At 61.6% G+C, this 21567-nt stretch carries 24 protein-coding genes and 1 tRNA gene; 11 read left to right on the forward strand and 14 right to left on the reverse strand.

Translation table 11 applies throughout. The features are described 5' to 3' along the window. Positions 1–108: 108 nt before the first annotated feature. The gene (locus KQ661_RS05890) at positions 109–843 is read right to left on the reverse strand and encodes an outer membrane beta-barrel protein (RefSeq protein WP_216679789.1); all 735 of its coding nucleotides are present in this window, start codon (positions 841–843) and stop codon (positions 109–111) included. 81 nt (positions 844–924) lie between these two features. Further along, positions 925–1692, reverse strand: coding sequence for a tetratricopeptide repeat protein (locus tag KQ661_RS05895; protein ID WP_216685909.1), 768 nt, complete (start codon positions 1690–1692; stop codon positions 925–927). A gap of 199 nt (positions 1693–1891) precedes the next feature. Here KQ661_RS05895 and KQ661_RS05900 point away from each other — a divergent pair, with 199 nt between their 5' ends. Next, positions 1892–2782, forward strand: a complete 891-nt coding sequence (locus KQ661_RS05900) for an alpha/beta fold hydrolase (protein ID WP_216685910.1) — start codon at positions 1892–1894, stop codon at positions 2780–2782. 132 nt (positions 2783–2914) lie between these two features. On the opposite strand, the gene KQ661_RS05905 is transcribed toward KQ661_RS05900, so the two are convergent. The 4 genes from KQ661_RS05905 to KQ661_RS05920 all read right to left on the reverse strand — a co-directional run bounded on the left by KQ661_RS05905 (position 2915) and on the right by KQ661_RS05920 (position 6729). Then, positions 2915–3403, reverse strand: coding sequence for a methylated-DNA--[protein]-cysteine S-methyltransferase (locus KQ661_RS05905; protein ID WP_216685911.1), 489 nt, complete (start codon positions 3401–3403; stop codon positions 2915–2917). A 53-nt stretch (positions 3404–3456) separates the two neighbouring features. After that, the gene (locus tag KQ661_RS05910; RefSeq protein WP_216685912.1) at positions 3457–4650 is read right to left on the reverse strand and encodes an amine oxidase; all 1194 of its coding nucleotides are present in this window, start codon (positions 4648–4650) and stop codon (positions 3457–3459) included. A 148-nt stretch (positions 4651–4798) separates the two neighbouring features. Further along, positions 4799–5737, reverse strand: coding sequence for a cation diffusion facilitator family transporter (locus tag KQ661_RS05915; RefSeq protein ID WP_216685913.1), 939 nt, complete (start codon positions 5735–5737; stop codon positions 4799–4801). Positions 5738–5781: 44 nt separating this feature from the next. Then, a complete protein-coding gene (locus KQ661_RS05920; protein ID WP_216679795.1) occupies positions 5782–6729 on the reverse strand; it encodes a cation diffusion facilitator family transporter in 948 nt (315 codons plus the stop codon). 143 nt (positions 6730–6872) lie between these two features. Between KQ661_RS05920 and KQ661_RS05925 the strand changes: the two genes are divergently transcribed. Both KQ661_RS05925 and KQ661_RS05930 read left to right on the forward strand, forming a co-directional pair. Further along, entirely contained in the window at positions 6873–8273 is a 1401-nt protein-coding gene (locus tag KQ661_RS05925) for an APC family permease (RefSeq protein WP_216679796.1), read from the forward strand. A gap of 27 nt (positions 8274–8300) precedes the next feature. Continuing rightward, positions 8301–8987, forward strand: a complete 687-nt coding sequence (locus KQ661_RS05930; protein WP_216685914.1) for a hypothetical protein — start codon at positions 8301–8303, stop codon at positions 8985–8987. Positions 8988–9057: 70 nt separating this feature from the next. On the opposite strand, the gene KQ661_RS05935 is transcribed toward KQ661_RS05930, so the two are convergent. From KQ661_RS05935 to KQ661_RS05970, 8 genes are all read right to left on the reverse strand, one after another. Then, positions 9058–9777 (reverse strand): DUF92 domain-containing protein, encoded by a 720-nt coding sequence (locus KQ661_RS05935; RefSeq protein ID WP_216685915.1) that lies wholly within the window; start codon positions 9775–9777, stop codon positions 9058–9060. After that, on the reverse strand, positions 9777–10283 hold the full coding sequence (locus KQ661_RS05940; protein WP_216685916.1) for a GNAT family N-acetyltransferase: 507 nt from the start codon (positions 10281–10283) through the stop codon (positions 9777–9779). Before KQ661_RS05940 ends, KQ661_RS05935 begins: the two co-directional genes overlap by 1 nt. Before the next feature lie 56 nt (positions 10284–10339). Then, complete coding sequence (locus KQ661_RS05945) at positions 10340–11536, reverse strand: transglutaminase domain-containing protein (RefSeq protein WP_216685917.1); 1197 nt, start codon at positions 11534–11536, stop codon at positions 10340–10342. 97 nt (positions 11537–11633) lie between these two features. Further along, a complete protein-coding gene (gene hemB / locus KQ661_RS05950; RefSeq protein WP_216685918.1) occupies positions 11634–12620 on the reverse strand; it encodes a porphobilinogen synthase in 987 nt (328 codons plus the stop codon). Positions 12621–12715: 95 nt separating this feature from the next. Next, a complete protein-coding gene (locus KQ661_RS05955) occupies positions 12716–13267 on the reverse strand; it encodes a hypothetical protein (RefSeq protein ID WP_216679802.1) in 552 nt (183 codons plus the stop codon). Positions 13268–13324: 57 nt separating this feature from the next. Then, positions 13325–14464 (reverse strand): NAD(P)/FAD-dependent oxidoreductase, encoded by a 1140-nt coding sequence (locus KQ661_RS05960; protein WP_216685919.1) that lies wholly within the window; start codon positions 14462–14464, stop codon positions 13325–13327. Positions 14465–14573: 109 nt separating this feature from the next. Continuing rightward, positions 14574–15827: an ornithine--oxo-acid transaminase gene (gene rocD, locus KQ661_RS05965; protein WP_216679804.1), complete on the reverse strand. Its 1254-nt coding sequence runs from the start codon at positions 15825–15827 to the stop codon at positions 14574–14576. A gap of 164 nt (positions 15828–15991) precedes the next feature. Then, a complete protein-coding gene (locus tag KQ661_RS05970) occupies positions 15992–16504 on the reverse strand; it encodes a hypothetical protein (protein ID WP_216679805.1) in 513 nt (170 codons plus the stop codon). A gap of 80 nt (positions 16505–16584) precedes the next feature. Between KQ661_RS05970 and KQ661_RS05975 the strand changes: the two genes are divergently transcribed. From KQ661_RS05975 to KQ661_RS06010, 8 genes are all read left to right on the forward strand, one after another. After that, entirely contained in the window at positions 16585–16767 is a 183-nt protein-coding gene (locus tag KQ661_RS05975) for a DUF5522 domain-containing protein (protein WP_216679806.1), read from the forward strand. Positions 16768–16854: 87 nt separating this feature from the next. Next, positions 16855–17094 carry a 50S ribosomal protein L28 gene (gene rpmB, locus KQ661_RS05980; protein WP_168674977.1) on the forward strand — a complete coding sequence of 80 codons (240 nt, stop codon included), beginning with the start codon at positions 16855–16857 and terminating at the stop codon, positions 17092–17094. Between the two features lie 250 nt (positions 17095–17344). Continuing rightward, positions 17345–18985, forward strand: coding sequence for an aminopeptidase P N-terminal domain-containing protein (locus KQ661_RS05985; protein ID WP_226915736.1), 1641 nt, complete (start codon positions 17345–17347; stop codon positions 18983–18985). 257 nt (positions 18986–19242) lie between these two features. After that, a complete protein-coding gene (rpmG, locus tag KQ661_RS05990; RefSeq protein WP_168674975.1) occupies positions 19243–19425 on the forward strand; it encodes a 50S ribosomal protein L33 in 183 nt (60 codons plus the stop codon). Between the two features lie 8 nt (positions 19426–19433). Continuing rightward, positions 19434–19598, forward strand: coding sequence for a DUF4295 domain-containing protein (locus KQ661_RS05995; protein ID WP_072008680.1), 165 nt, complete (start codon positions 19434–19436; stop codon positions 19596–19598). A 220-nt stretch (positions 19599–19818) separates the two neighbouring features. Continuing rightward, positions 19819–20790, forward strand: a complete 972-nt coding sequence (gene ftsY / locus KQ661_RS06000; protein ID WP_216679808.1) for a signal recognition particle-docking protein FtsY — start codon at positions 19819–19821, stop codon at positions 20788–20790. Positions 20791–20919: 129 nt separating this feature from the next. Further along, the gene (locus KQ661_RS06005; protein ID WP_216679809.1) at positions 20920–21330 is read left to right on the forward strand and encodes a Rieske (2Fe-2S) protein; all 411 of its coding nucleotides are present in this window, start codon (positions 20920–20922) and stop codon (positions 21328–21330) included. A 112-nt stretch (positions 21331–21442) separates the two neighbouring features. Further along, positions 21443–21516, forward strand: a tRNA-Asn gene (locus tag KQ661_RS06010). Positions 21517–21567: the final 51 nt, after the last annotated feature.

Consider the following 21567-nt stretch of genomic DNA (forward strand, 5'->3'; position numbering starts at 1 on the left):
GTTTTGCCCGTTTGGATTACTGTAAACTGAGCTTCGGCGATAAGGTCCTTGGCTACGCCGACCTTCGGTTCGCAAGCTCAGAATAATATACGCAATTAAACCAGGAACTTACTTCAGCGCATAGTCCAGCTTTAGCATTACCGTGCCAAAGCCGTCTTTGCTGGCCGAAGCCCCGCCGAGACGCAGGTTGATGTCGTCGAGCTGGTCGGTGGTGGTGAAGTAGTAGTTGCCTTCGAGGTTGGCGCGCAGCTTATCGGTGAGGCGCACGCCGAAGCCCGCGCCCACCGGGAACGCGCCGGCCAGGGCCGGGTAGTCGTTGCGCTCGGGCGGTAGGAAGGACGTGGCATCGTTGGCGCGCTCCGTGCCGTAGTAAGCCTGCGGATTGTAGAGCAGCAGCCCCGCGCCGCCCTGCACAAACACCTGGAAAACGGGCGCTTCGGCCATGGAGGACGCGAAAACGGACTCGTCGGGCAGTAAATCGAACCGGAAGAAAACCGTGCCCAGGCCGTTGGTGCTGGTGAAGGCCAGGCCGCGCTCCTTGGCTTTGTCGCGCGCGCCCATCTGCACGTAGGAAAACTCACTGCCCAGGTGCAGGTGTGGCGTGAGGCGGTAGAGCACGCCCAGGCTCAGGGCCGGGCCCAGGAAATTATCGCTGGGGCTGTTGCCCAGGTCGCCATTATAGAGGGCCGTGCCGCCGCCGAGCGTGACGTGCAGCGGCCCCCGGAAGTAGGCCCGCTCCTGGCGGTTGTAGTGCCGCACGGGGCGGTGGTACTGCGCCAGGGCCGGGTGGCTGCTAAGTGCGCCAGCCGCCAGCCCTCCAAAAATCAACGAGCGAAACCGCATACTATCCAACTAAAGTGAAGCAAAAAATGCCTATACGGAACCCAACGCCCAAACCGCTGAAATCCGTCTGCCGGCCGGGGTTTATTTGAAGATGCCCTGCGGGTCGGGTAGCTTGGTCAGCAGGTCGGTGACGAGGTCGAAATCGAGGCTGCCGACGCTGGCGTTCTGGCCTTTGTGCACAGCATCCCAGGCTTCGGCATACTTTTCCTGGTAGTAGAGGCCGCGGGCCAGCTGCTGCCAGCCGTTGGCGTTGGTGGGGTCGGCGGCGGTGGCGCGCTGCAACAGGGTCAGGCCCATGGCGAGGTCCTTTTTCTTCTTGGTCTGGCCGTAGCGGATGAGGTAGCTCGCGCCCAGGTCGCTCATGAGCAGGGTGCTGGTGGGGGCAATGCCGAACCCCTTGCTCAGCAGGGTAATGGCGGCGTCGGGGGTGGGCTGGCCGCTGGCAATAATGCCCAGGCCGCGGTAGGCTTCGGCATTCTGGGGGTTGAGGAGCCAGGCCAGGTTGAAGCGGTAGGCAGCGGTGTCGGGCTGGTTTTCGCGCAGGTATTCGTAGCCCTTATTGGTGAAGAACGTGCTGGCTTCGGTCGTGGAGGCGAAGCTGGCGGCAATGGCCTTGAGCTGCGCCTCGCCGATAACCTGAGTGGCCTGCGTGGGGCTGAGGCCACCGAACAGGGGCTGCAGGCGCATGGGCTTGCTCGGGGCCGGGGTGGCCAGGCTGCCATCGGCGTTCACGGTGGGGGCGGCCGCGCCCTTGCGCTGGGCCTGGGCGGGCGCGGCTTCCAGCAGGCCTGCCAGCAGCAGGGCGGCCAGGGCCGCCGAAATATTCTTAGGCAAAGCAGAAATCGACACGGGTGCGAATAAATAAATGAGGGAAGCCCGGCCCGGCAAAAGCCAGCCAGCAGCCGTTCTGACAAAGATAAAGCCAATGCTGCCAAGCACCCGACCCCGGTGCCACGCCACTGCCGGGCAAACTGCCGTCCCGGCCCGGGCGTAGGTGTAGCTCCTGCGCCGGCATTCGGCCGCAGGCCCCTCTGCTTAATCCCCGCGCATGCGTCGTTTCTCTTTGCTGACCCCCATGGTCGTACTGCTGGCTGTTGTGGTCATCATGCTGGCCACCGAATACGTGGTGGCCCGCCCCAGCCACCGCACCAAAGACGTGGCCTACGTGCCCGCCACCGCCCCCGATTTCGACAAGGAGCGCCATATTCTGGATGTGTATTCGCCCAAAAAAGCCGCGCCCAACGGGGCCGGGTATCCAGTCGTGCTGTTCATCCACGGCGGGAGTTGGACGAGTGGCAACAAGAATATTTACACCTTCATTGGCCGGCGGCTGGCCAAGCAGGGCGTGATAGCCGTGGTGATTAACTACCGCCTCGCTCCGCCCGTGCACGTGCCCGAGCAGGCGGCCGACTGTGCCCGCGCCCTGGCCTGGACGGTAAACAACATCAAACAATACGGCGGCGACCCGCAGCGCGTGTTCGTGATGGGCCACTCGGCGGGCGGCGGTCTGGCCGCCCTGCTGGCTACCGATGATGAATTATTAGCGAAAAATGGCTTGCCTCAGAATCCGGTTAAAGGGGCCATCATGGACGACCCGGCGGGGCTGGATATGTATAGCTACCTCACGGAAATGAAGTACGAGGGCGACGCCCAATACCTCGTGCCCTTCGGCAAGGACCCGGCCGTGTGGAAGGAAATGTCGCCCATCTATAAGATTAAGCCCAACCTGCCGCCGTTCATCTTCTACATCGGCGGCGAAACGTACCCAAGCATCAGCGGCAGCTCGGGACGCTTCCGGGACCGGTTGAAGCCGACGGGGCAGCCCGCGCCGTACACTATTATTCCCGGCCGGCACCATATTCCCATGGTGCTGCAGCTGTACTGGCAGCACAACATTATTTATAAGGGGCTGCTCAAGCTGGTGGGGGCACCGGGATAAACGGGGGTGGGGGAGAACGTCATGCTGAGCGAAGTCGAAGCAACTCTACCGCGAGAGTAAATGAATTACGTGCACGGTAGAGATGCTTCGACTTCGCTCAGCATGACGTTTTTTATTCTGAATAAGGGCACCTTACCCAAACAGCCCGCCCTGCCTGACCGGCTGCTCAAATTCCAGTAGCCACTTCTTGCGGTGCATGCCGCCGGCGTAGCCCGTGAGGCTGCCATCGGCCCCGATGATGCGGTGACAGGGCCACACAATGGCCAGCGGATTCTGGCCGTTGGCCGCCCCCACGGCCCGGACGGATTTAGGATTATTCAACACCTTCGCCACGTCGAGATAGGAGGCCGTGCGGCCGTAACCGATGCCCAGCAGCGTCTGCCATACCTGCCGCTGGAAATCGGTGCCGAAATCGGAATCATAAGTAAGGTCAAACTCCCGCAGCTCGCGGCCGAAATAAGCTTGCAGCTGCTGATGCGCCGGACGCAGACAGGCGGGCACGGCGGCAAACGGTGTAGTGGTTACTTCAGCATCAAGAAACGAAACGGCCCGAAGGCCCGCATCGGAGCTAATGATAGCGAGCGGGCCGAGGGGCGAAGGGAGGTAAACTGTAGCATCCATGGGCTGAAAATACGGCCGGGCCGGCGGCCAAAACACAAGCTGTGCAGTTTGCGCTACACCAATATTGCCCGGGGACGGCGCTGGGGTACGGCTTCGGTTACCAGAGCCTGGGCAGCCAGCAAAGCCTCGGCGCTGGGCTGGTGCAGCACGCGGGCGGGGCCGGGCTGGCTGAGGTCGGCATCCCAGAGGCCGGACTGGTGCCACTGGTCGAGGTGGTCCCAGTCGGGCCGGTCGATGATGGGGTAGAGGCAGATACCTTGCAGCGGCAGGCCCTCGCGGAGCACGGCGGCGCATTCTTCGGCAATCATGCGCAGCCACTGGGGGCGGTCGACGCCGGGGTGGCTGGTTTCGGTGAGGGCGAAGGGGCGGTGGTAACGCTTGTGGGCCGAGCGCAGCAGGTTGCGCAGGGGCACCCAGCGCGGGTCGGGCACGTCGTCGCGCCAGCCCAGCTTGTTGGGCGTGCCGTTCTGCCACTGGTTGTCGTAGTAGTAGTTGAAGCCCACGATATCGAGCAGGTCTTCGTGGCCGCCCAGCTCGGGACACAGGCGGCCGGCGAGGATGTCGGTGGCCTGAAACTGGTTGTCGTGGGCTTCGCGGGCCCAGCGGCGCTCGCGGGGCGTGGCGTGCAGCGGCGGCACAATGTGCACCAGCGGCTCGGTGCTGAGCATGCGGATGCTGGGGTCGGCCTCGCGCAGGGCGTGAGCCCCTTCGATGTAGGCGCGCATGAGGCCGTATTTCACGTCCCAGCCCTGGCCATGGCAGTAGGGGGTAGTGCCGCGGGCATCGCCCCCAAGCCAGCTGATGAAGCTAACCTCGTTGATGGGCGTGACGATGAGCACATCGTCGGGTCGCACAGAGCGGTAGAAATCGACGAAGGCGCGGCACAGCGCGGCAAAGCGCCGGGCAAATAGCGGGTGCAGCGGCGAGAGGTCGTCGGGGTAGCCGAAGTGACACAAGTCCCACACCTGCTGAATGCCGTGGCGCTGCCCGGCGTCGAACATGATTTTTACCGTGCTGAAATCGTATTGATAGGGCGTTTTTTCAATCTGCGCCCAGCGAATGCCCTCGCGCACGGTGCGGACGTTGAACGGGTCGAGAGCGGTATAATCTTCGTCAATTAGCTGCAAATGGCCCGTGAGGGGCAGGAAATCGACGCGGTGGCCGAAGGCGTTAAGCTGGTCGGTGCACTCGTAGCCGCCCCACCAAAAGGAGCGAAACGGCGAGGCAACGGGGGTAGGAACTTTCATAGCAAAGGGGCTGTGTGGAACAGGCGGCCGCCCGCGTCAGCCCGGTAGCTGCGGCGGGCGCACCGGGGGTTTACCGCGAAAGTGGGATTGGGGTTAATATTGGGCTTATTTTGACCGTCATGCTTCTGCTCCGCGCGGCATGATGGTTTTATTGTATCCCTACCGGGGCCGCATTTGCCAGGTTTTTGGCCTCGATGAAAATGCGCTTTACCTCCGGATGCTCCACCCGAATAGCATCCTGCAAGCGCTCGACGGCGGTGGCTACTTCGCTCGACGTCAGGTTGTCCGCAAAGTCTACGTCGAGGGCCAGCATCACGTCGTTTGGGCCGAGGTACATGGTGAGGGGCGAGCGGATGTTGCGCACCTGCGGCTGGTCGCGGGCAATGCGCTCCAGGTTGGCCAGCGTGGCGGCATCTACGCCGGTGCCCACCAGTAGGCCCTTGGTGCGGCCCACCAGAAACATGGCCACCAGCATCAGCAGCAGGCCGATGGCGATGGACGCGCCGCCATCGAAGTAAGGATTGTTCAGCAAATGCCCCAGGAATACCCCCAGGCCCGCCAATGCCAGGCCCACGAGGGCCGCCAGGTTTTCCATCACCGAGGCAAATACTGCGGGGTCTTTGCTCGTGCGCAGCATTTTTACGAAGCCCACGTTGGCATCGGCCTGGGCCAGTAGCGCTTTCACCGAGAGATAAAAGGCAATGCCTTCGAACAGAAAAGAAATGCCCAGCACCACGTAGTTCCAGCCCGCGTCTTCGATGGGCTCGGGGTGCTGAATGTGCTTGATGCCCTCGTAAAACGACATGCCGCCGCCGATGGCGAAGATGAGCACGGCCACAATCAAGCCCCAGAAATACAGCTCCTTGCTGTGGCCGAAGGGATGCTCGGCATCGGGCGGGCGCTGGCTCTGGGCGGTGCCGTAGAGCAGCAGGCCGCTGTTGCCGGTATCCACGAGCGAGTGAATGCCCTCCGAGAGCATGGCCGATGAGCCGGTGAAATACGCCGCCACAAACTTGCTGATGGCAATGGCCACGTTGGCAGCAATCCCGCCGTAGAGGGATATTTTGGATGCGTTCGCGTCTGACATAGATGCGCAAGTACGCAGGAAATGGGGTTGCCGTTGGCAGAAGTCTAGCCAGGAGTTAGCGGAGAGGCCTTCTGGCGCTGCTGGCCATTGAGGGACGAGGCTTCGATGAAGACGCGCTGGAACTCGGGGTACTTGCCTTTGATGGCGGTTTGCAGGCGCTCCACGGCCTGCTCTATCTCCACGGCCGTAAGGTGGTCGTGAAAGGCAATGTCGAGGGCCAGGATGGCATCGGTGGGGCCGAGGTACATGGTAAGCGGCGCGCGCAGCTTCGTGACGGCGGCGTCCTGGCTGGCCAGGGCTTCGAGCCCGCGTAGCACCTCGGGGCTGGCCCCTTCGCCCACCAGCAACCCCCGGGCTTCGCGCAACATGAATATCGACATGCCCACCAGCAGCGCGCCAATGGCCACGGAGGCGGCCCCGTCGAAGTAAGGATTATTGAAATAATGCCCGAGAAATATGCTGGCCAGCGCAATCACCAGGCCGACCAGGGCGGCCATGTCTTCGAGCAGAATGGCAAATACGGCTGGGTCGCGGCTGTCGCGCAGGGCTTGCCAGAAACCTGCCGCGCCCTGGGTTTTGCGAAATTCGCGGTAGGCCAGCGCGCAGGCCGTGCCCTCAAACAGCATGGCCAGGCCCAGTACCCAGTAGTTCCAGGTGGGGTCGGTGAGGGGCGCGGGGTGCTGCAGGTACTGGTAGCCCTTGTAGAGCGACATGCCGCCACCTACGGCAAAAATCATCACCGCCACAATCACCGTCCAGAAATACAGGTCCTTGCTGTGGCCAAAGGGGTGCCGGGCATCGGCCGGCCGCTCGCTGCGGTTCAGCCCGAAAAGAATCAGCCCGCCGTTGCCGCTGTCCACGAGCGAGTGGATACCTTCCGACATCATGGCCGCGCTACCGGTGAAATAGGCCGCCACAAATTTGGAAATGGCAATGGCCACGTTAGCCCCAATGGCTCCGTAGACTACGATTTTAGAAGAGTTGCCAGCCATTGGTTTTCGATGAACATTGTATGAAATGATGCATTGGGGTACGAAGGTGGGCGGGCGGAGGTTGGTAAAATGTAGCGCGGACTTTCAGTCCGCGAGGGGGCCAATGCAGTCGCGGACTGAAAGTCCGCGCTACTTTCGTTCCTATGTCCGCACCTACTTTGCAGCGCCGTCTGGGCCTGGTTCAAGCTACCGCCCTCAATATGATTGACATGGTGGGCATTGGCCCCTTTGTCACCCTGCCGCTCGTGATGGGCTTTATGGGCCCGAATTTCCTGCTGGCTTGGCTGGTAGGCGCGGCCCTGGCTTCCGTCGATGGCCTGATTTGGAGCGAGCTGGGCGCAGCCTACCCCGAAGCCGGCGGTAGCTACCGTTTCCTCAAGCTGGCGTATGGCGAGCAGAAATGGGGCCGCTACATGTCGTTCCTCTACGTGTGGCAAACGCTCATTCAGTCGCCGCTGGTGCTGGCCTCTGGCGCCATCGGCTTCGCCCAGTACTTCGGCTACCTCGTGCCCATGACCGAGTGGTGGCAGCCCAAGGCCGTAGCCGGCACGGTGGTTTTGCTGCTGGTGGCGCTGCTCTACCGCCGCATCGAGGACATTGGTAAGCTGGGCGTGGCCCTGTGGGTGGGCGTACTGAGCCTCATGGGCTGGCTGATTTTCGGCGGCGTTACGCACCCCAACCACCACGTCGATATTTTTCCGGCCGGCGGCTTTTCGGCCCTGCCGGGGCTGCTGATTTCGGCCGCCATGGGCCAGGCGGCTGTCAAAACCATCTACTCCTACCTCGGCTACTATAATGTGTGCCACCTCGGGGCCGAAATCAAAAGGCCGGAAAAGGTTATTCCGCGCAGCATTTTCCTAAGCATTCTGGGCATCGCGGTGCTGTACCTGCTCCTGAACTGGAGCGTGGGCACCGTCATTCCGTGGCAGGAAGTGCAGAGCTGGCAGGCCGGTGCCGGCGACAAGTCGCAGTTCATCATCAGCGTATTTATGGAGCGGCTGTACGGGCCCACGGCGGCCAACGTGGCCACGGCCATGGTGCTGCTGGTGGCATTTGCCTCGCTGTTCGCGGTGTTGCTGGGCTACTCGCGCATTCCCTACGCGGCGGCGGCCGATGGCGAGTTCCTGCCCGTGTTCGGCAAGCTGCATCCCACCAAAAACTTCCCTTACGTATCGCTGCTGCTGCTGGGCGGCGTGGGCTTTGTATTCAGCCTGCTGTTCCGGCTGGGCGAGGTCATTTCGGCCATTCTGGCCATGCGGATTCTGGTGCAGTTTGTGGGCCAGGCCGTGGGCCTGATATTGCTGCGGAAGCGGCGTGGCACCAGTGCGCTGCCGTTCAAGATGCCGCTCTACCCGCTGCCTGTCATCCTGGCCATCATCGTGTGGCTGTTCGTGTTCGTGGGCATCGCGCCGGCCGAGGTAGAGTGGTTTGGGGTGACCTTCAAACTCTACTTCCAAGTGGCCGCGCTGGGCATGATGGCGCTGGGCACCGGCGCATTCCTGCTCTGGAGTCGGCGGCTGGGCCGGTGGCCGTTTGCGCGGTAGCTTAGCATTTTCGCCACTTCGAACACCATGATGCAAAAAATGCGCTACGCTGTGATTCTGGTAACGCTCACGGGGCTGCTATCATCCTGTGCCACCACTTCTGGCATCCTGCGTCCCGGGTTTCAGCCCAAGGCTATCCTTGAAATGTCCTTTGCTTCGCCAGTAGCGCAAGTATCTACTATTCAGCGTGGTAATCAGCCGGAATTCAATCCGGAAGCATCAGCTGAGTCGGTGCGGCTGATGCGAAAATTATTGGTTAATCATCAGGTCGAGCTGCATCTGCGAAATGAGCTGGTGATTCCTGATTCGCTTCAGCAACAGGCCAGACAAGAGATTTACCGGGCGGTGAACGGGATTGAAAAGCGTCAGCGTTTGGATACGGGAGCACATTTGCCGGTGCTGGACCATCTATTGGCAAGTCAGAATCAACGTTATGTACTGGTAGCGGCAACTCAAGGCTTCACCCGACTGGAGGGTAATTACGGCAATCAATTGGCCAAAAGTATTGGGGTTGGGCTGCTGACAATGGGAATGATGGTGCCGATAGCCATCAAGGCCAAGTCAGATATCTGCTTGTTTATCTATGATGGGGAGCAAAAGAATATCGTTTACTATAACCATACGCCTCCGCCCGCCGAGCGGGAACCATTAAATGAAGCGGTGCTGGAGAAACAATTGCGCACGATGGTGGCAAAGGATTTCCCGATGCGCTAGCAGCACTCACCGCAGCCAGAAAATATAGTTCTGGCCGAGGTATCGGCATTTTTTCGCTTGTAAAGCTCAGCTAACCCAACCACTTCATCAGCCCACCCGCCACTAGCGCGCCGGTCAGGGTATTGATAAAATTGACAGCGTTATTACTCAATAATCCGCGCCGCTCCAGTGTAGCGCCCAGCACCGAATCGACCAGATTGCCGGCCGTGCCCGCCACCAGCAGCCACCCAAACGCCGCCCCCCAGCCGAAGCCCAGGCAGTAGGCCGTGGCGATAACGGCCGTGCCCGCCAGCCCCAGCGCCGTGCCCTCCAGGCTCACCACGCCGTTGAGGCCGCGCGTGTCGGGCCGCAGGGTGAGGATGTTGTAGTAGCGGCGGCCATACACGTTGCCTAATTCTGAGGACAACGTGTCGGCGGTGGCGGCGGCGAGGCTGCCCGCCAGCATGAGCTGGGCCAGCGGAGCGGCGGGCGGATATTGCCAGGCCAGTAGCCCCAGCAGGCCCGCCACGCCAGCATTGGCCACTACCTGCCCGGCGGTGCGGCGGCCCCGGTTTTCCTCAGCCAGCCCGAGGCGGCGCTTGTCGGCCACGCGCCAGCTGGAAGCCGCCGTGCCGAGGCCGAAGAATAACGCCAGCAGCGCCAGCCCCGCAAACCCGCTGCCCAGGTAAATCAGCAGTCCCAATGCTCCGCCGGTTCCGGCCGCGGCCGCAGTCAGTTTGCCCGCTCGCTTGCTGTAAAGCATGCCTAGCCCGAGCAACACCACTACCAAGCCGACCCGAAATAAATCCATTACCCCAGCCGCTTTTCGTAGCAAAAAAATCGCAGCCCCGGCCGAAATGCCAGCGTAATCTCGCCCGCAAATCGGTAGCCCAGCTTCGGAAACAGCCGTTGCGTGGCGGCATTCTCCGAGTTGGTGTCCACGCGCAAAAACTTCAAACCTTGCGCCACGGCCTGCCTTTCGGCCTGCGCCATCAGGGCCAGCGCCACGCCTTTTCCCTGCGCGGCCGGGTCCACGGCCAGGCGGTGCGTTACCAGGGCGGGCTCGGTCACGTCCCAGTCGGCCTGGGCGTATTCGGCATCCTGGTCCTGGGTGAGGGCGGCCACGCCGGCCACTGTGCCAGCCAGCTCGGCCACCCACAGGTGGTTGTGTGCGATGTCGGCGATGAATACGGCTTCGTTGGGGTAGTCAGCCGACCATTGGAAGTTGCCGCTGGCGTGCATCAGCGGCACGGCCCGCCGGATGAGGGCCAGAATGGCCGGCAGGTCGGCAGCGGTGGCGCGGCGGATGGTGGGCATGAGCAGTGAAATGGGAATGCGGTTGCTAGAATAGTGCTGCTTGCTACTTGGTCCGCTCAGTGCGACAGCGACCCCGTAGCGGCCGGATTAGCAAAGAGCATGAGCCGCAAAAGTTTGTTGGTGCGTTGGTAACGCGCCACGAAGGCCTGGCCATCATGGAGCTTGGTTTCGAGTAGCTGCACCGAAACAAGAAATTCCGTCAGCGAAGCCTGTTGGACTGGGGCAACCGGCTGGGCCGTAGCTAGTAAGCGACGCACCTCGGCCAGCTGCGCGGCCAAAGGCACCAGCACCTGCTGCAGCTCTTGGTCGGTCCGGCGGGGCAGAAATTGATGATTGAAAAAAACGATAAACGCATTAAACTCCTTGGTGCTCACGTTGAAGGCATCGATGGCACTGTTGTACGCATCGACAAATTGGTTGGACTTCTGCTGGCGAATGTGAAGCAGAAAGCTATACGTCAAGTCGTTTTTCACGCCGTTCTGCTCCACCCGGCGCGCCGTGGCTCGTAGTCGTTGCTCCGGGCTTTGCAAGGCGTAGGCGGCTACTGAGTCGGCAAAGGCGAAGGGGAGGCCGGGCGGGGCAGGGCGCGTGCCTTGCTGAAACTGTTGGGGCATGCGCGGCGCTGGTAGCAACTGCCATAGCGGGTCGAAGGGCATATGGGTAGCGATGAACGTGGCCGGTGCTACTCGGAAAAAGTAGTTGTTCAAGCGAAACGCGAACTTCTCCTTTTCCAGGTAGCCTGCTGCCCAGGTAGGGTCCATCAGCCACCACTGGCTGGCTATGCGGCTGGCACACCAGGCATGACCCACCGGGGCGCGCAGGCTGGTGTAGCCGGTTACCACGTAAGTCAGTACGCCCACTTGGTTGGCCAGCGCACTATACAATTCGGCGTAGTGCTCGCACGTCCCGCGTCGTTGGTCCAGCGTTTGCTGCGCAGAAATGGGGTGTTCGCCCTGCAGGTCCGGCACATACATGTCCTCCACGTCGTAGCGGATGTTGTGGGCCACCCACACGAAGGCCGCCCGGGCCCGGTCGCCTTCCGTCGGAAACGAGGCCGTGATGAAGCGCGCCAGCCCGCCCACCGTCCGCGCCGACGAATCGGGCACGGCCCGCATCCGGGCATCCACGGCCCGATAGGGCACCGGGACAGCCGGGCGGGGCTTCGGCTTGCTCCCCTGCGCCCGCACGGGCTGGGCCAGGCCAGCCCACGCCAGCAGCGCCAGCAGCACACAACGGTAGAAAAACGATGTCATAAGGACAAACAGGCACACTGCCCATCAACAAAATTGGGCAAATCCGGCGGTATTACCCACTGCATTTGCCCAACGCTGCTAAATAATACAAGCCGTGCTACCCGCGCCGCAGCACAGCGGCCGCTTCCTTCGCAAAGTAGGTCAGGATGGCATCGGCCCCAGCGCGCTTGATGCTGGTTAGCACTTCCATCATCGTCTTTTCGCCGTCGAGCCAGCCGTTTTGGGCGGCGGCTTTCACCATGGCGTACTCCCCCGATACGTTGTAGGCCGTCACGGGCAGGTGGGTGCGCTCCTTCACGGCATGAATCACGTCGAGGTAGCTCAGGGCGGGCTTTATCATCACTATGTCGGCGCCTTCGGCCTCGTCGAGGGCCAGCTCGCGCAGGGCCTCGCGCTTGTTAGCGGGGTTCATCTGGTAGCTTTTTTTGTCGCCTTTTTTGGGGGCCGAATCCAGGGCGTCGCGGAACGGACCGTAGAAAGCCGAGGCGTACTTGGCCGTGTAGCTCATGATGCTCACGTGGCTGAATGCATTCTCGTCCAGTACCCGCCGAATCCAGGCCACGCGGCCGTCCATCATATCGCTGGGCCCGATGATATCGGCCCCGGCGCGGGCCTGGGCCAGGGCCATCTGGCCCAGTACTTCCAGGGTGGCATCATTGAGGATTTCGCCCGATTCGGCATCTACCACGCCGTCGTGGCCGTCGCTGCTGTAGGGGTCCATGGCCACATCGGTCATCAGCACCACTTCCGGGAACTGGCGCTTGATGTCGGCCACTACTTTCAGGTACAGGCCTTCGGGGTTGGCCGATTCCTTGGCCAGCCGGTCCTTCAGCGCATCATTGATGCTGGGAAAAGGGGCGAAGGTTTTGATGCCCAGCTCCACGCACTGGCCCACTTCTTCGATAATGCGGTCGGCCGAAAACCGGTAGATGCCGGGCATGGACTTCACTTCCAGCTTTTGACTCTCGCCTTCAATAATGAAGAGCGGAAAGATGAAATCGTGGGTGGTGAGACGGGTTTCCTGCACCATGTCCCGAATAACTTCGGACTTGCGGTTGCGGCGGGGGCGGTGGGTTGGGAGCATATATCGATGACGCCGGGCCTGCGCCCGGAACGTGAAAAAAGAAAATCAAACGTTCTGTAAAAGCAAAACGAAGCCACAAAGTTCGGCCCGAAACCCTACCGCCGCCCAAACGGGTCGATGTACGCCACCAGCACCGCCAGCGCCGCCGCGCCCGCCACAATGCCCCACACCAGCCCGCCACCGCTCAGCAGCAGGCCCAGCAGGGCAATGGGCAGCACCACCAGCCCCAGCACACCCAGCACCGTGGTGCCCAGCCCGGCCTCGGCCGGGGCGTGCGCCCGGGCCAGCAGGGGCCGCCGGTGCGTGGCGGCCGGGCGCACCATCGGCAAAGTCGCAATATCAGCGGTTTTTGTTGATGCCATCAATGGTTCAGGCTGCGGCAATGCACGGCGGTACTCTCGGGCAGCGGGCAAAGCAAGGATTGGCTGAGCGGCCGTTTTGGCTGCGGTCACGGCCAGCGGCGCGGCGGCTGCTTCCGGCGTGGCAGCAGCTGCGGCGGCGGCTTTCACCGCCTGCACCCGCCCCGGCATCGGCTGAAACGAGAAGCTGCGCCGGCTACTCTGGCAGCCACTGGCCAGGCCGCCAATGACCACCAGCAAAGCCAGCAAACGGGAGTGAAACAGGCGGGGGCGCGTAGCAAAAAGCATAGAGGAAAGCCGGAAGTGAGGTCTGAGCAGGGCTGTACGAATATTGGCCGGTTTCCGCTACCCGTCGGTCAGCTTTTGCGCCGCCTCCCAGCCAATGCCCGCTCCCAGGGCCACACCCATGCCGTTGCAGCGCACGGCGGCCAGCACGCCCGGCCGCACCCAGTCGATGATGGGCGCCAGCGCCGGCCCGAACCCCATCACCCCGCTCCAGCGGTAGTCGATGCGGGGCCGCTGGCCGGCCATAATCACCTCATGCAGCAGGTTTTCGAGGTAGTGCTGCACCGTGGGCGTGAGGCCGGACGCGGTGGTTTCTTCGGCCGGAAAATCCAGGTTGCGCCCGCCTCCCAACAAGATGCGGTGGTCGGCCAGCTGGCGGAAATAGGTGTAGCCGTGGTCGTAATGAAAAGTGCCCGGCAGGCGCACGTCCGGCAGCGGCTCAGTCACCAGCACCTGGCCGCGGCCGGGCGTCACGGCCAGCTCCGGCAGCAGCTCTGTAGCGAAGGCGTTGGTGGCCAGCAGCACCTGGCCGGCTGTCACGGCCGCGCCATTGGCCAGGAATAAGATGTGGCCGGCGGCGGTGCTTTCCACGCTTTCCACGGCGCAGCTGGTGAGCACGGGCATATCGGCGGCCCAGGCGCGGGCCAGCAGGGCGCGCATCATGCGGCCGGCGTCGAGGCTGCCTTCGTGCTCGTTTTTCAGCAGTGTGCCCACGCCTCCGAAACCGAATTGCCCGGTTTCGGCACTGGCGTCGCGAAAGGTGCGGGCGTGGCCCACCACCGGCGCCAGCAGGGTGTTGAAATAGTCAATTTTATCCCGGCACTCAGCTGCCAGCGGTGCTTCCTCGTGCCGAAATAGCTCATAGCCGCCCACCGGCTGATAGTCCAGCGCGGCATCGCCCAGCAGCGCACGCAGCCGGCCTAGTCCGGCCCAGCGGGCGGCCACCACGGCCTGCAAGTCGCCCCGCTTTTCCTGCTCCAGCAATTCCGAAATCGACCCAAAGCACGCGAAGCCGGCGTTTTTAGTCGATGCGCCGCTGGGCAGCGCGCCGCGCTCCAGCACCACCACGCGCCAGGTGGGCCGCTGCTGCTTCAGGTAGATGGCCGCCGTGAGGCCCACCAGTCCCGCGCCGATGATGGCGACATCGGCCGGGCCGAAGAAGGACCGTTGTTCCCAGTAGGAAAGGTTGGTGTTGGGCATGAGGACACAAAAAAACGGTCATCCTGAGCGCAGCGAAGGACCTTGGCACATCTGAACGTTTTGTTCGGGTGTGCCAAGGTCCTTCGCTGCGCTCAGGATGACAGACAGCTTAAAACGCCAGAATCACTTCCTCAATCACATCGCAGGCGGCGTGCAGCTGCTCCTCGGTAATCACCAGCGGCGGGGCGAAACGGATGATGTCGCCGTGCGTGGGCTTGGCCAGCACGCCGCGCTCCATCAGGGTCACGCACACGTCCCAGGCGGTGCGGCCGTCCTCGGCGGGCATAATAATTACCGCGTTCAGCAGGCCCTTACCGCGCACTAGGTCCACCGTTTCGGGGCGCTGGGCCTGGATTTGGCGCATGCGCTGGCGGAATATCTCGCCCAGTCGGGCGGCATTCTCGGCCAGCTTCTCGTCGATGAGCACATCCAGCGCGGCGCGCATCACAGCGCAGGCCAGGGGGTTGCCGCCAAACGTAGAGCCGTGCTGGCCCGGCTGAATGGTGAGCATGATGTGGTCGTCGGCCAGCACCGCCGACACCGGCAGTACGCCGCCGCTCAGGGCCTTGCCCAGGATGAGAATATCGCCGCGCACGGCCTCGTGGTCGCAGGCCAGCAGCTTGCCGGTGCGGCCCAGGCCGGTCTGGATTTCGTCGGTAATCAGCAGCACGTTGTGCGCCTTGCACAGCGCCGCCGCCTGGGCCAGGTAGCCCACCGAGGGCACCATCACGCCCGCCTCGCCCTGAATGGGCTCAATGAGAAAGCCGCACACGTGCGGGTCCTGCAAGGCCTCTTCCAGCGCCTCCATATCGTTGTAGGGCACCACCCGGTAGCCGGGCGCAAACGGCCCGAAGCCGCCCGTGCTGTCGCCGTCGGTGCTGAAGGAAATAATGCCCGTGGTACGCCCGTGGAAGTTGTGCTCGGCCACGATGATTTGGGCCATGTTCGGGGCAATGCCTTTTTCTTGGTAGCCCCACTTGCGGGCCAGCTTCAGGGCGGTTTCCACGGCCTCGGCCCCGGAGTTCATCATCAGGGCTTTTTCGTAGCCAAACAGTTCGCACAGCTGCTTTTCGGCCGCGCCCAGCTGGTCATTAAAAAAAGCCCGCGACGTGAGCGTGAGCTGCTGCGCCTGCTTGGTCAGCGCATCAATAATGCGCGGGTGGCAGTGGCCCTGGTTGACTGCCGAATAGGCCGAAAGGAAGTCGAAATACTGCTTGCCGTCCACGTCCCACAGGTACACGCCTTCGCCCCGGTTCAGCACCACAGGCAGGGGGTGGTAGTTGTGCGCGCCGTACTGGTCTTCGAGCTGCATGAGCTGCTCGGCGCGGCTGGACGTGGCGGTGGGGGAGGCGGTGGTTGACATGGCACGGGCGGGAGTTGGTGAAGCCCGAAATTACGGGTTTTCGGCCCATACTATTTGGTGTAGAGCCTGTCATTCCGACGCAGGAGGAGTCTGAGAACTGTGCGTGACCGTTTTACTCAGATTCCTCCTGCGTCGGAATGACAAGCAGCCCGCTTACCAGTCTACTAGCGAAGGCGCATGCCTTCCACCTGGCGCGCGGTGTCGGTGTAGCGGCCCACGTAGTTGCCTTCTTCGCGGCCGCTGGCCCGCAGCAGGGTCCAGTCCACCACGGCGGTTTCGGGGAAGGTCACCGCCGTGGGCTCGGCCGGAGTAGTGGCTACAGCAGCTTTATCGGGCAGCAGCAAGGCCTGCACCGTATTGCCGTGCCAGCCCAGCACCCGCACCGAGGCCTGTCGGAAGCTGGTATCCGTGGCAATCACCCGCACCGACAGCAAAAACTGGTCGCCGATGGGCAGGCCGGCCAGGAATTTTTTCTTGGCTTGAGGCAGCGTGCGCAGGGCCTCGCGCACAGGGTCGGCCAGGGCCGTTTCGTCGCGGGCCAGGGCCGGGCGTACCCCGGCCGGGGCCGTGGCGATAGTTAGTACTACTGGCGTAGCAACCTGGGCCACAGCCGGCAGGGCCAGCAATACGGCGGCCGCAGCTAGGAGCGACAGCGTGAAACCAGTAGGCGTTTTCATAGATTTAATTAGAAATTTCAGTAGCACAAGGTACAACACCTCAGCTATTCAACGCCACCGGACCTACCTTTGATTCCCCGATGCCCGCTCCCGTACCCCAGCCGCTCCAGCCCGGCGATTTTTACTACACGCCCGAAGGCTACCTCGTCTTCACCGAGCAGTACCACCGTCGTCGGGGGAGCTGTTGCCAGAGTAGCTGCCGCCACTGCCCCTGGAATTTTAAGCCCAAACCAGGCGCTCAGGGCGCATCTGACCAGAAATAAGGGTGGGGTGTTTGGTGAATGCCAGACTTTTGCCGATATTTGCGGCCCGTTTACCTGCTTTGCAATAAAATTTAACCCTCCGATATCATGGCCCGTGTTTGTGATTTGACCGGCAAGCGTACCCGCGTTGGTAACAACGTTTCGCGCGCTAACAACAAGACTAAGCGCAAGTTCTATCCGAACCTGCAGAAAAAGCGCTTCTACATCCCCGAGCAAGATGCTTGGGTAACCCTGAAAGTAGCTACCTCCACCATCCGCACCATCAACAAGAACGGCATTATGGCCGTCCTGAAGAAGGCAAAGGAGCAGGGCTTCATCGTTTACTAGCAATTTAGGTTGCTCGTTTCCTGTTTCCGGTTCGACTAAAATAGTCTGAAACCAGTCACTGGAAACGCTAATCTGATTTAAAGCCAGCGCCGATACGTTTGCCCTCCAGGGCAAACGTATCGGCGCTGGCTTTGTCTGTTGGCGGCTACCTTGCATGTTAGTCTGATTGTTATCATAATTCCTGATGCTCATGCGGCTCCGGCTCTCTCCCCGTTTTTGGTCGCTCCGGCCGTGGCTACAAGCTTCCTTAGTGGTTTTTGTCGGTTTACTGGGGCTGCTGGGCTTCGCGGCTTCGGCCCAGGCGCCCACTTCCATCCCCGAGCCGCTAGCCAATAACCCGGCCCCCGCTCGGCCCACCAATTTCCTAACGCCCGCCTTCCATAAGCAGCGGCGCGAGCTGCTCCGGGCCCAAATGCCTGCCAATAGCGTGGCCGTGGTGTTCGCCGCACCTGTCCGCAATCGGGCCAACGACGTGGACTACATCTACCACCAAAACCCCGATTTTCACTACCTCACCGGCTATGAAGAGCCCGATGCCGTGCTGCTGCTTTTCAAGGAGCCGCGCACCGTGGGTGGCCAGCCCGGCGTGACCGAAGCCCTGTTCACCCAGCCCCGCAACCCCGCCCGCGAGCAGTGGACCGGCCGCCGCCTGGGCGCTGCCGGGGCCAAATCGCAGCTGGCCCTGCAATATGCCGCCGACAACAAAGACTTCGCCGCCGCCGGTATCAAGTGGGCTGGTTTTGATAAAATACTGGTTCCCAACCTGCCCGCCGACACCCGCGATGACTTCGCCAACCCCGCCGATTTGCACAGCCTGGTGGCCACTTTCCGCCAGCAGGCTGGTGTGCCAGCCGACTACAACCCGGCCGTCACCGAATTCAACAGCATCATCCGCCGCAACGGCATGCGAAATGCCAGGCGCGTTGCCGAATACCTGAGCAGCCAGGTGAAGGAAACGCCGGCCCTCGGCACCACGCCGCTCATCGGCGCCTACCTGGCCGCCACCACCGATGCCGCCCGTCAGGCAGCCATCGCCGCCAATCCGCCCGGCCGCCTGGACGATGCCACGCTGGGCGAAAAGCTCGGCGACCTGCGCGCCATCAAAACGCCCGAGGAACTGGCCCTGCTGCGCCGCGCCATCCGCATCAGCGCCCAGGGCCAGCGCGAGGTGCTGAAGCTGCTGCGCCCCGATATGGGCGAAATGGCAGTGCAGGGCCTGCACGAGTACGTGTACCGCCGCTACGGGGCCGAGTTCCAGGGCTACCCCAGCATTGTGGGCGGCGGGGCCAACGGCTGCATCCTGCACTACGAAACCAACGACCGCCAGCGCCTCGACAACGACCTCGTGCTTATGGACTGCGGGGCCGAATACCACGGCTACTCCGCCGACGTCACGCGCACCGCGCCGCCCTCCGGCACCTTTAGCCCCGCCCAGCGCCAGATTTACGAGCTGGTGCTGGCCGCCCAGGAGGCAGGTTTCGACGCCTGCCGGCCCGGCGCACCCTTCGATGCCCCCAACAAAGCCACCCAGGAAGTAGTAGCCGCCGGCCTGCAAAAGCTCGGCATTATCAAAAAGAAAGAGGAATTTCGTAACTATTACCCCCACGGGGCCAGCCACTACCTCGGCCTCGACGTGCACGACAGCGGCAGCTACGGCCCGCTGCAAGCCGGCAACGTCATCACCGTCGAGCCCGGTATCTACATCCCCGCCGGCTCGCCCTGCGACCCCAAGTGGTGGAATATCGGCGTCCGCATCGAAGACGATGCCCTGATTACCGCCACCGGCTACGAGAATTTATCGGCCGAAGCCCCGCGCACCGTGGCCGACATTGAGAAGCTAATGGCCGAACCCAGTGCCCTGGAAGGCTTCAAACTGCCGGAATTGAAGTAGCTAGTGGCCGGGTGCTGGGTGTCACTGAACGTCATGCAGAGCGCAGCGAAGCATCTTGCTCGCAGTAAGTAAGTCATTAGATTGGTTTATGTGGTGGCGGGCAAGATGCTTCGCTGCGCTCTGCATGACGTTGTTTGGCACACATTTACCTCCGTTCTGCTTCTCCAACTGAAAGTTGCGGCTGAGTCCTTTGGCATTTCCAAAAATCCCCGTACCTTTGCAGTCCTAAATTTTAAAACACATACACCCCCGTCGAGATGGCCAAGAAAGGAAACCGGGTGCAGGTTATCATGGAGTGCACCGAGCATAAAACCTCGGGCCTGCCGGGCACCTCGCGCTACATCACCACCAAGAACCGCAAGAATACCCCCGAGCGCATCGAGCTGAAGAAATTCAACCCGATTATGCGGAAAATGACTGTTCACAAGGAAATTAAATAACCTGAACAATGGCTAAGAAAGTAGTAGCAACGCTGAAAACCGTTGAAAACGCCAAGAACTGGGCGAAAGTAATTCGTGCCGTTAAATCGGAGAAAACCGGAGCCTACACCTTCCGCGAGGAAATGGTGTTGCTCGACAAAGTGCAGGACTACCTGGCTACCGGCAACAAATAGTTGCCAGCCTGCTTCGGCTTTGTAAAAGTTTAAAAAGTCCCACCTTCGTGGGACTTTTTGCGTGTAATACCTTTTGGTATGCTCACTTTTGTTCTGCTGACGAGCCGAAGGTCGGCGTTAGCCAAGGAAGCATCTCAGCCGGGGTGCTTTCAGTAGAGTTACCAATCCGAGTGCTGCGAGCGTGATAAGTTGCTTCGCAGGCTCAGCATGACAGAACCCCATGGGCCTCTTCGATTTTTTTAAAAAGGACAAGGAAACTCCTGCCCAGCAAGCCTCGCTTGATGCTGGCCTGGAAAAAACAAAGACCAACTTCTTCGAGCAGCTGAGCAAGGCCGTGGTGGGCAAAAGCACCGTGGACGAGTCTGTGCTCGACGACCTGGAAACTCTGCTGGTGCACGCCGATGTGGGCATCGACACCACGGTGAAGGTCATCGACCGCATCGAGGCCCGGGTGGCGCGCGACAAGTACGTGAGCACCGGCGAGCTCGACCGCATACTGCGCGAGGAAATCGTGGCCCTGCTGGAGGATAATGACTCCGGCTCAACCGCCGTGCTGGACCGCGCCGGTAGTACCGGCCAGCCCTTCGTGATTATGGTGGTAGGTGTGAATGGTGTGGGCAAAACCACTACCATTGGCAAGCTGGCCCACCGCTTCCACTCGGCCGGCAAAAAGGTGGTGCTGGGCGCGGCCGATACCTTCCGCGCCGCCGCCGTCGACCAGCTCATCATCTGGGGCCAGCGCGTGGGCGTGCCCGTGGTGAGCCACGGCATGAACACCGACCCCGCCTCCGTGGCCTTCGATGCCGTGAAAACCGGCGTGGAAATGGGGGCCGATGTCATCATCATCGACACGGCCGGCCGCCTGCACAACAAGGTGAACCTGATGAACGAGCTGAGCAAAATCAAGCGTGTGATGCAGAAGATGATTCCCGACGCGCCCCACGAGGTGCTGCTGGTGCTCGACGGCAGCACCGGCCAGAATGCCTTCCTGCAAGCCAAGGAGTTCACGAAAGCCACCGAAGTTACGGCCCTGGCCATTACCAAGCTCGACGGCACGGCCCGTGGCGGCGTGGTAATCGGCATTTCGGACCAGCTCAGCATTCCGGTGCGCTACATCGGGGTGGGGGAGAAGATGACGGATTTGCAGCTCTTTGACCGGCATACGTTCGTGAACTCGCTGTTTAAGAAATAAGCAGGGCTGGTTTGCGTTTGCAGCAAGCGGCCTCGCGGAAATTTGCAGCCCTCGGCAAACGCTTCGCAAGCCACTCATTTAGTTCATCCTCCTATGCAGCGCCTCTCCGTATTTATAATTTTGTGCCTAATGCTGGGCACAGCAGCATGCGGCGCTAAAAACGATGACCAGCCGCTCATTCCCTACGCTCCGGTAAACCTGAGCCTGGTGCTCACCAACCAAGAGTACGTGAACCTACGTGCCAATAACGGGGCCGTGACGCTGCCCGTGCAGGGCCCGGCTGGTACCGGTGGCGTAAAAGGCGTCATCGTCGTGCGTCAGAACGCAAACAGCTATTTAGCCTTCGAGCGCAACTGCCCTTACCGCCCGTACGATGCCTGCGCGACGGTCAGCCTGGACAAGTCGCGGCTTTTTATGCGCGATTCGTGCTGCAACTCGCAATTTGATTTGCAGGGGCAAATAACGGGCGGCCCCGCCCCGCGGCCACTTAAACAATACAGTACCAGTCTGCAAGGCAATATTCTCAATATTACGAACTGAGCCTTCGCATATTTTTTTGAAAAAAAATGGGCGAAGGCTTGCGTTTCTTTAATAGCCCGTTGTAGATTTGCACTCCGAAACAACAACAACCGGTGTTTCGGCTAGAAAAAACGCTTCCTTAGCTCAGCCGGTTAGAGCATCTGACTGTTAATCAGAGGGTCCCTGGTTCGAGCCCAGGAGGGAGCGCTACAAAGAAAAACCCCCATGTAAACCAAGCGTTTACATGGGGGTTTTTCT

Origin of the sequence: Hymenobacter siberiensis (assembly GCF_018967845.1) — a bacterium.
Classification (GTDB): Bacteria; Bacteroidota; Bacteroidia; order Cytophagales; family Hymenobacteraceae; genus Hymenobacter; species Hymenobacter siberiensis.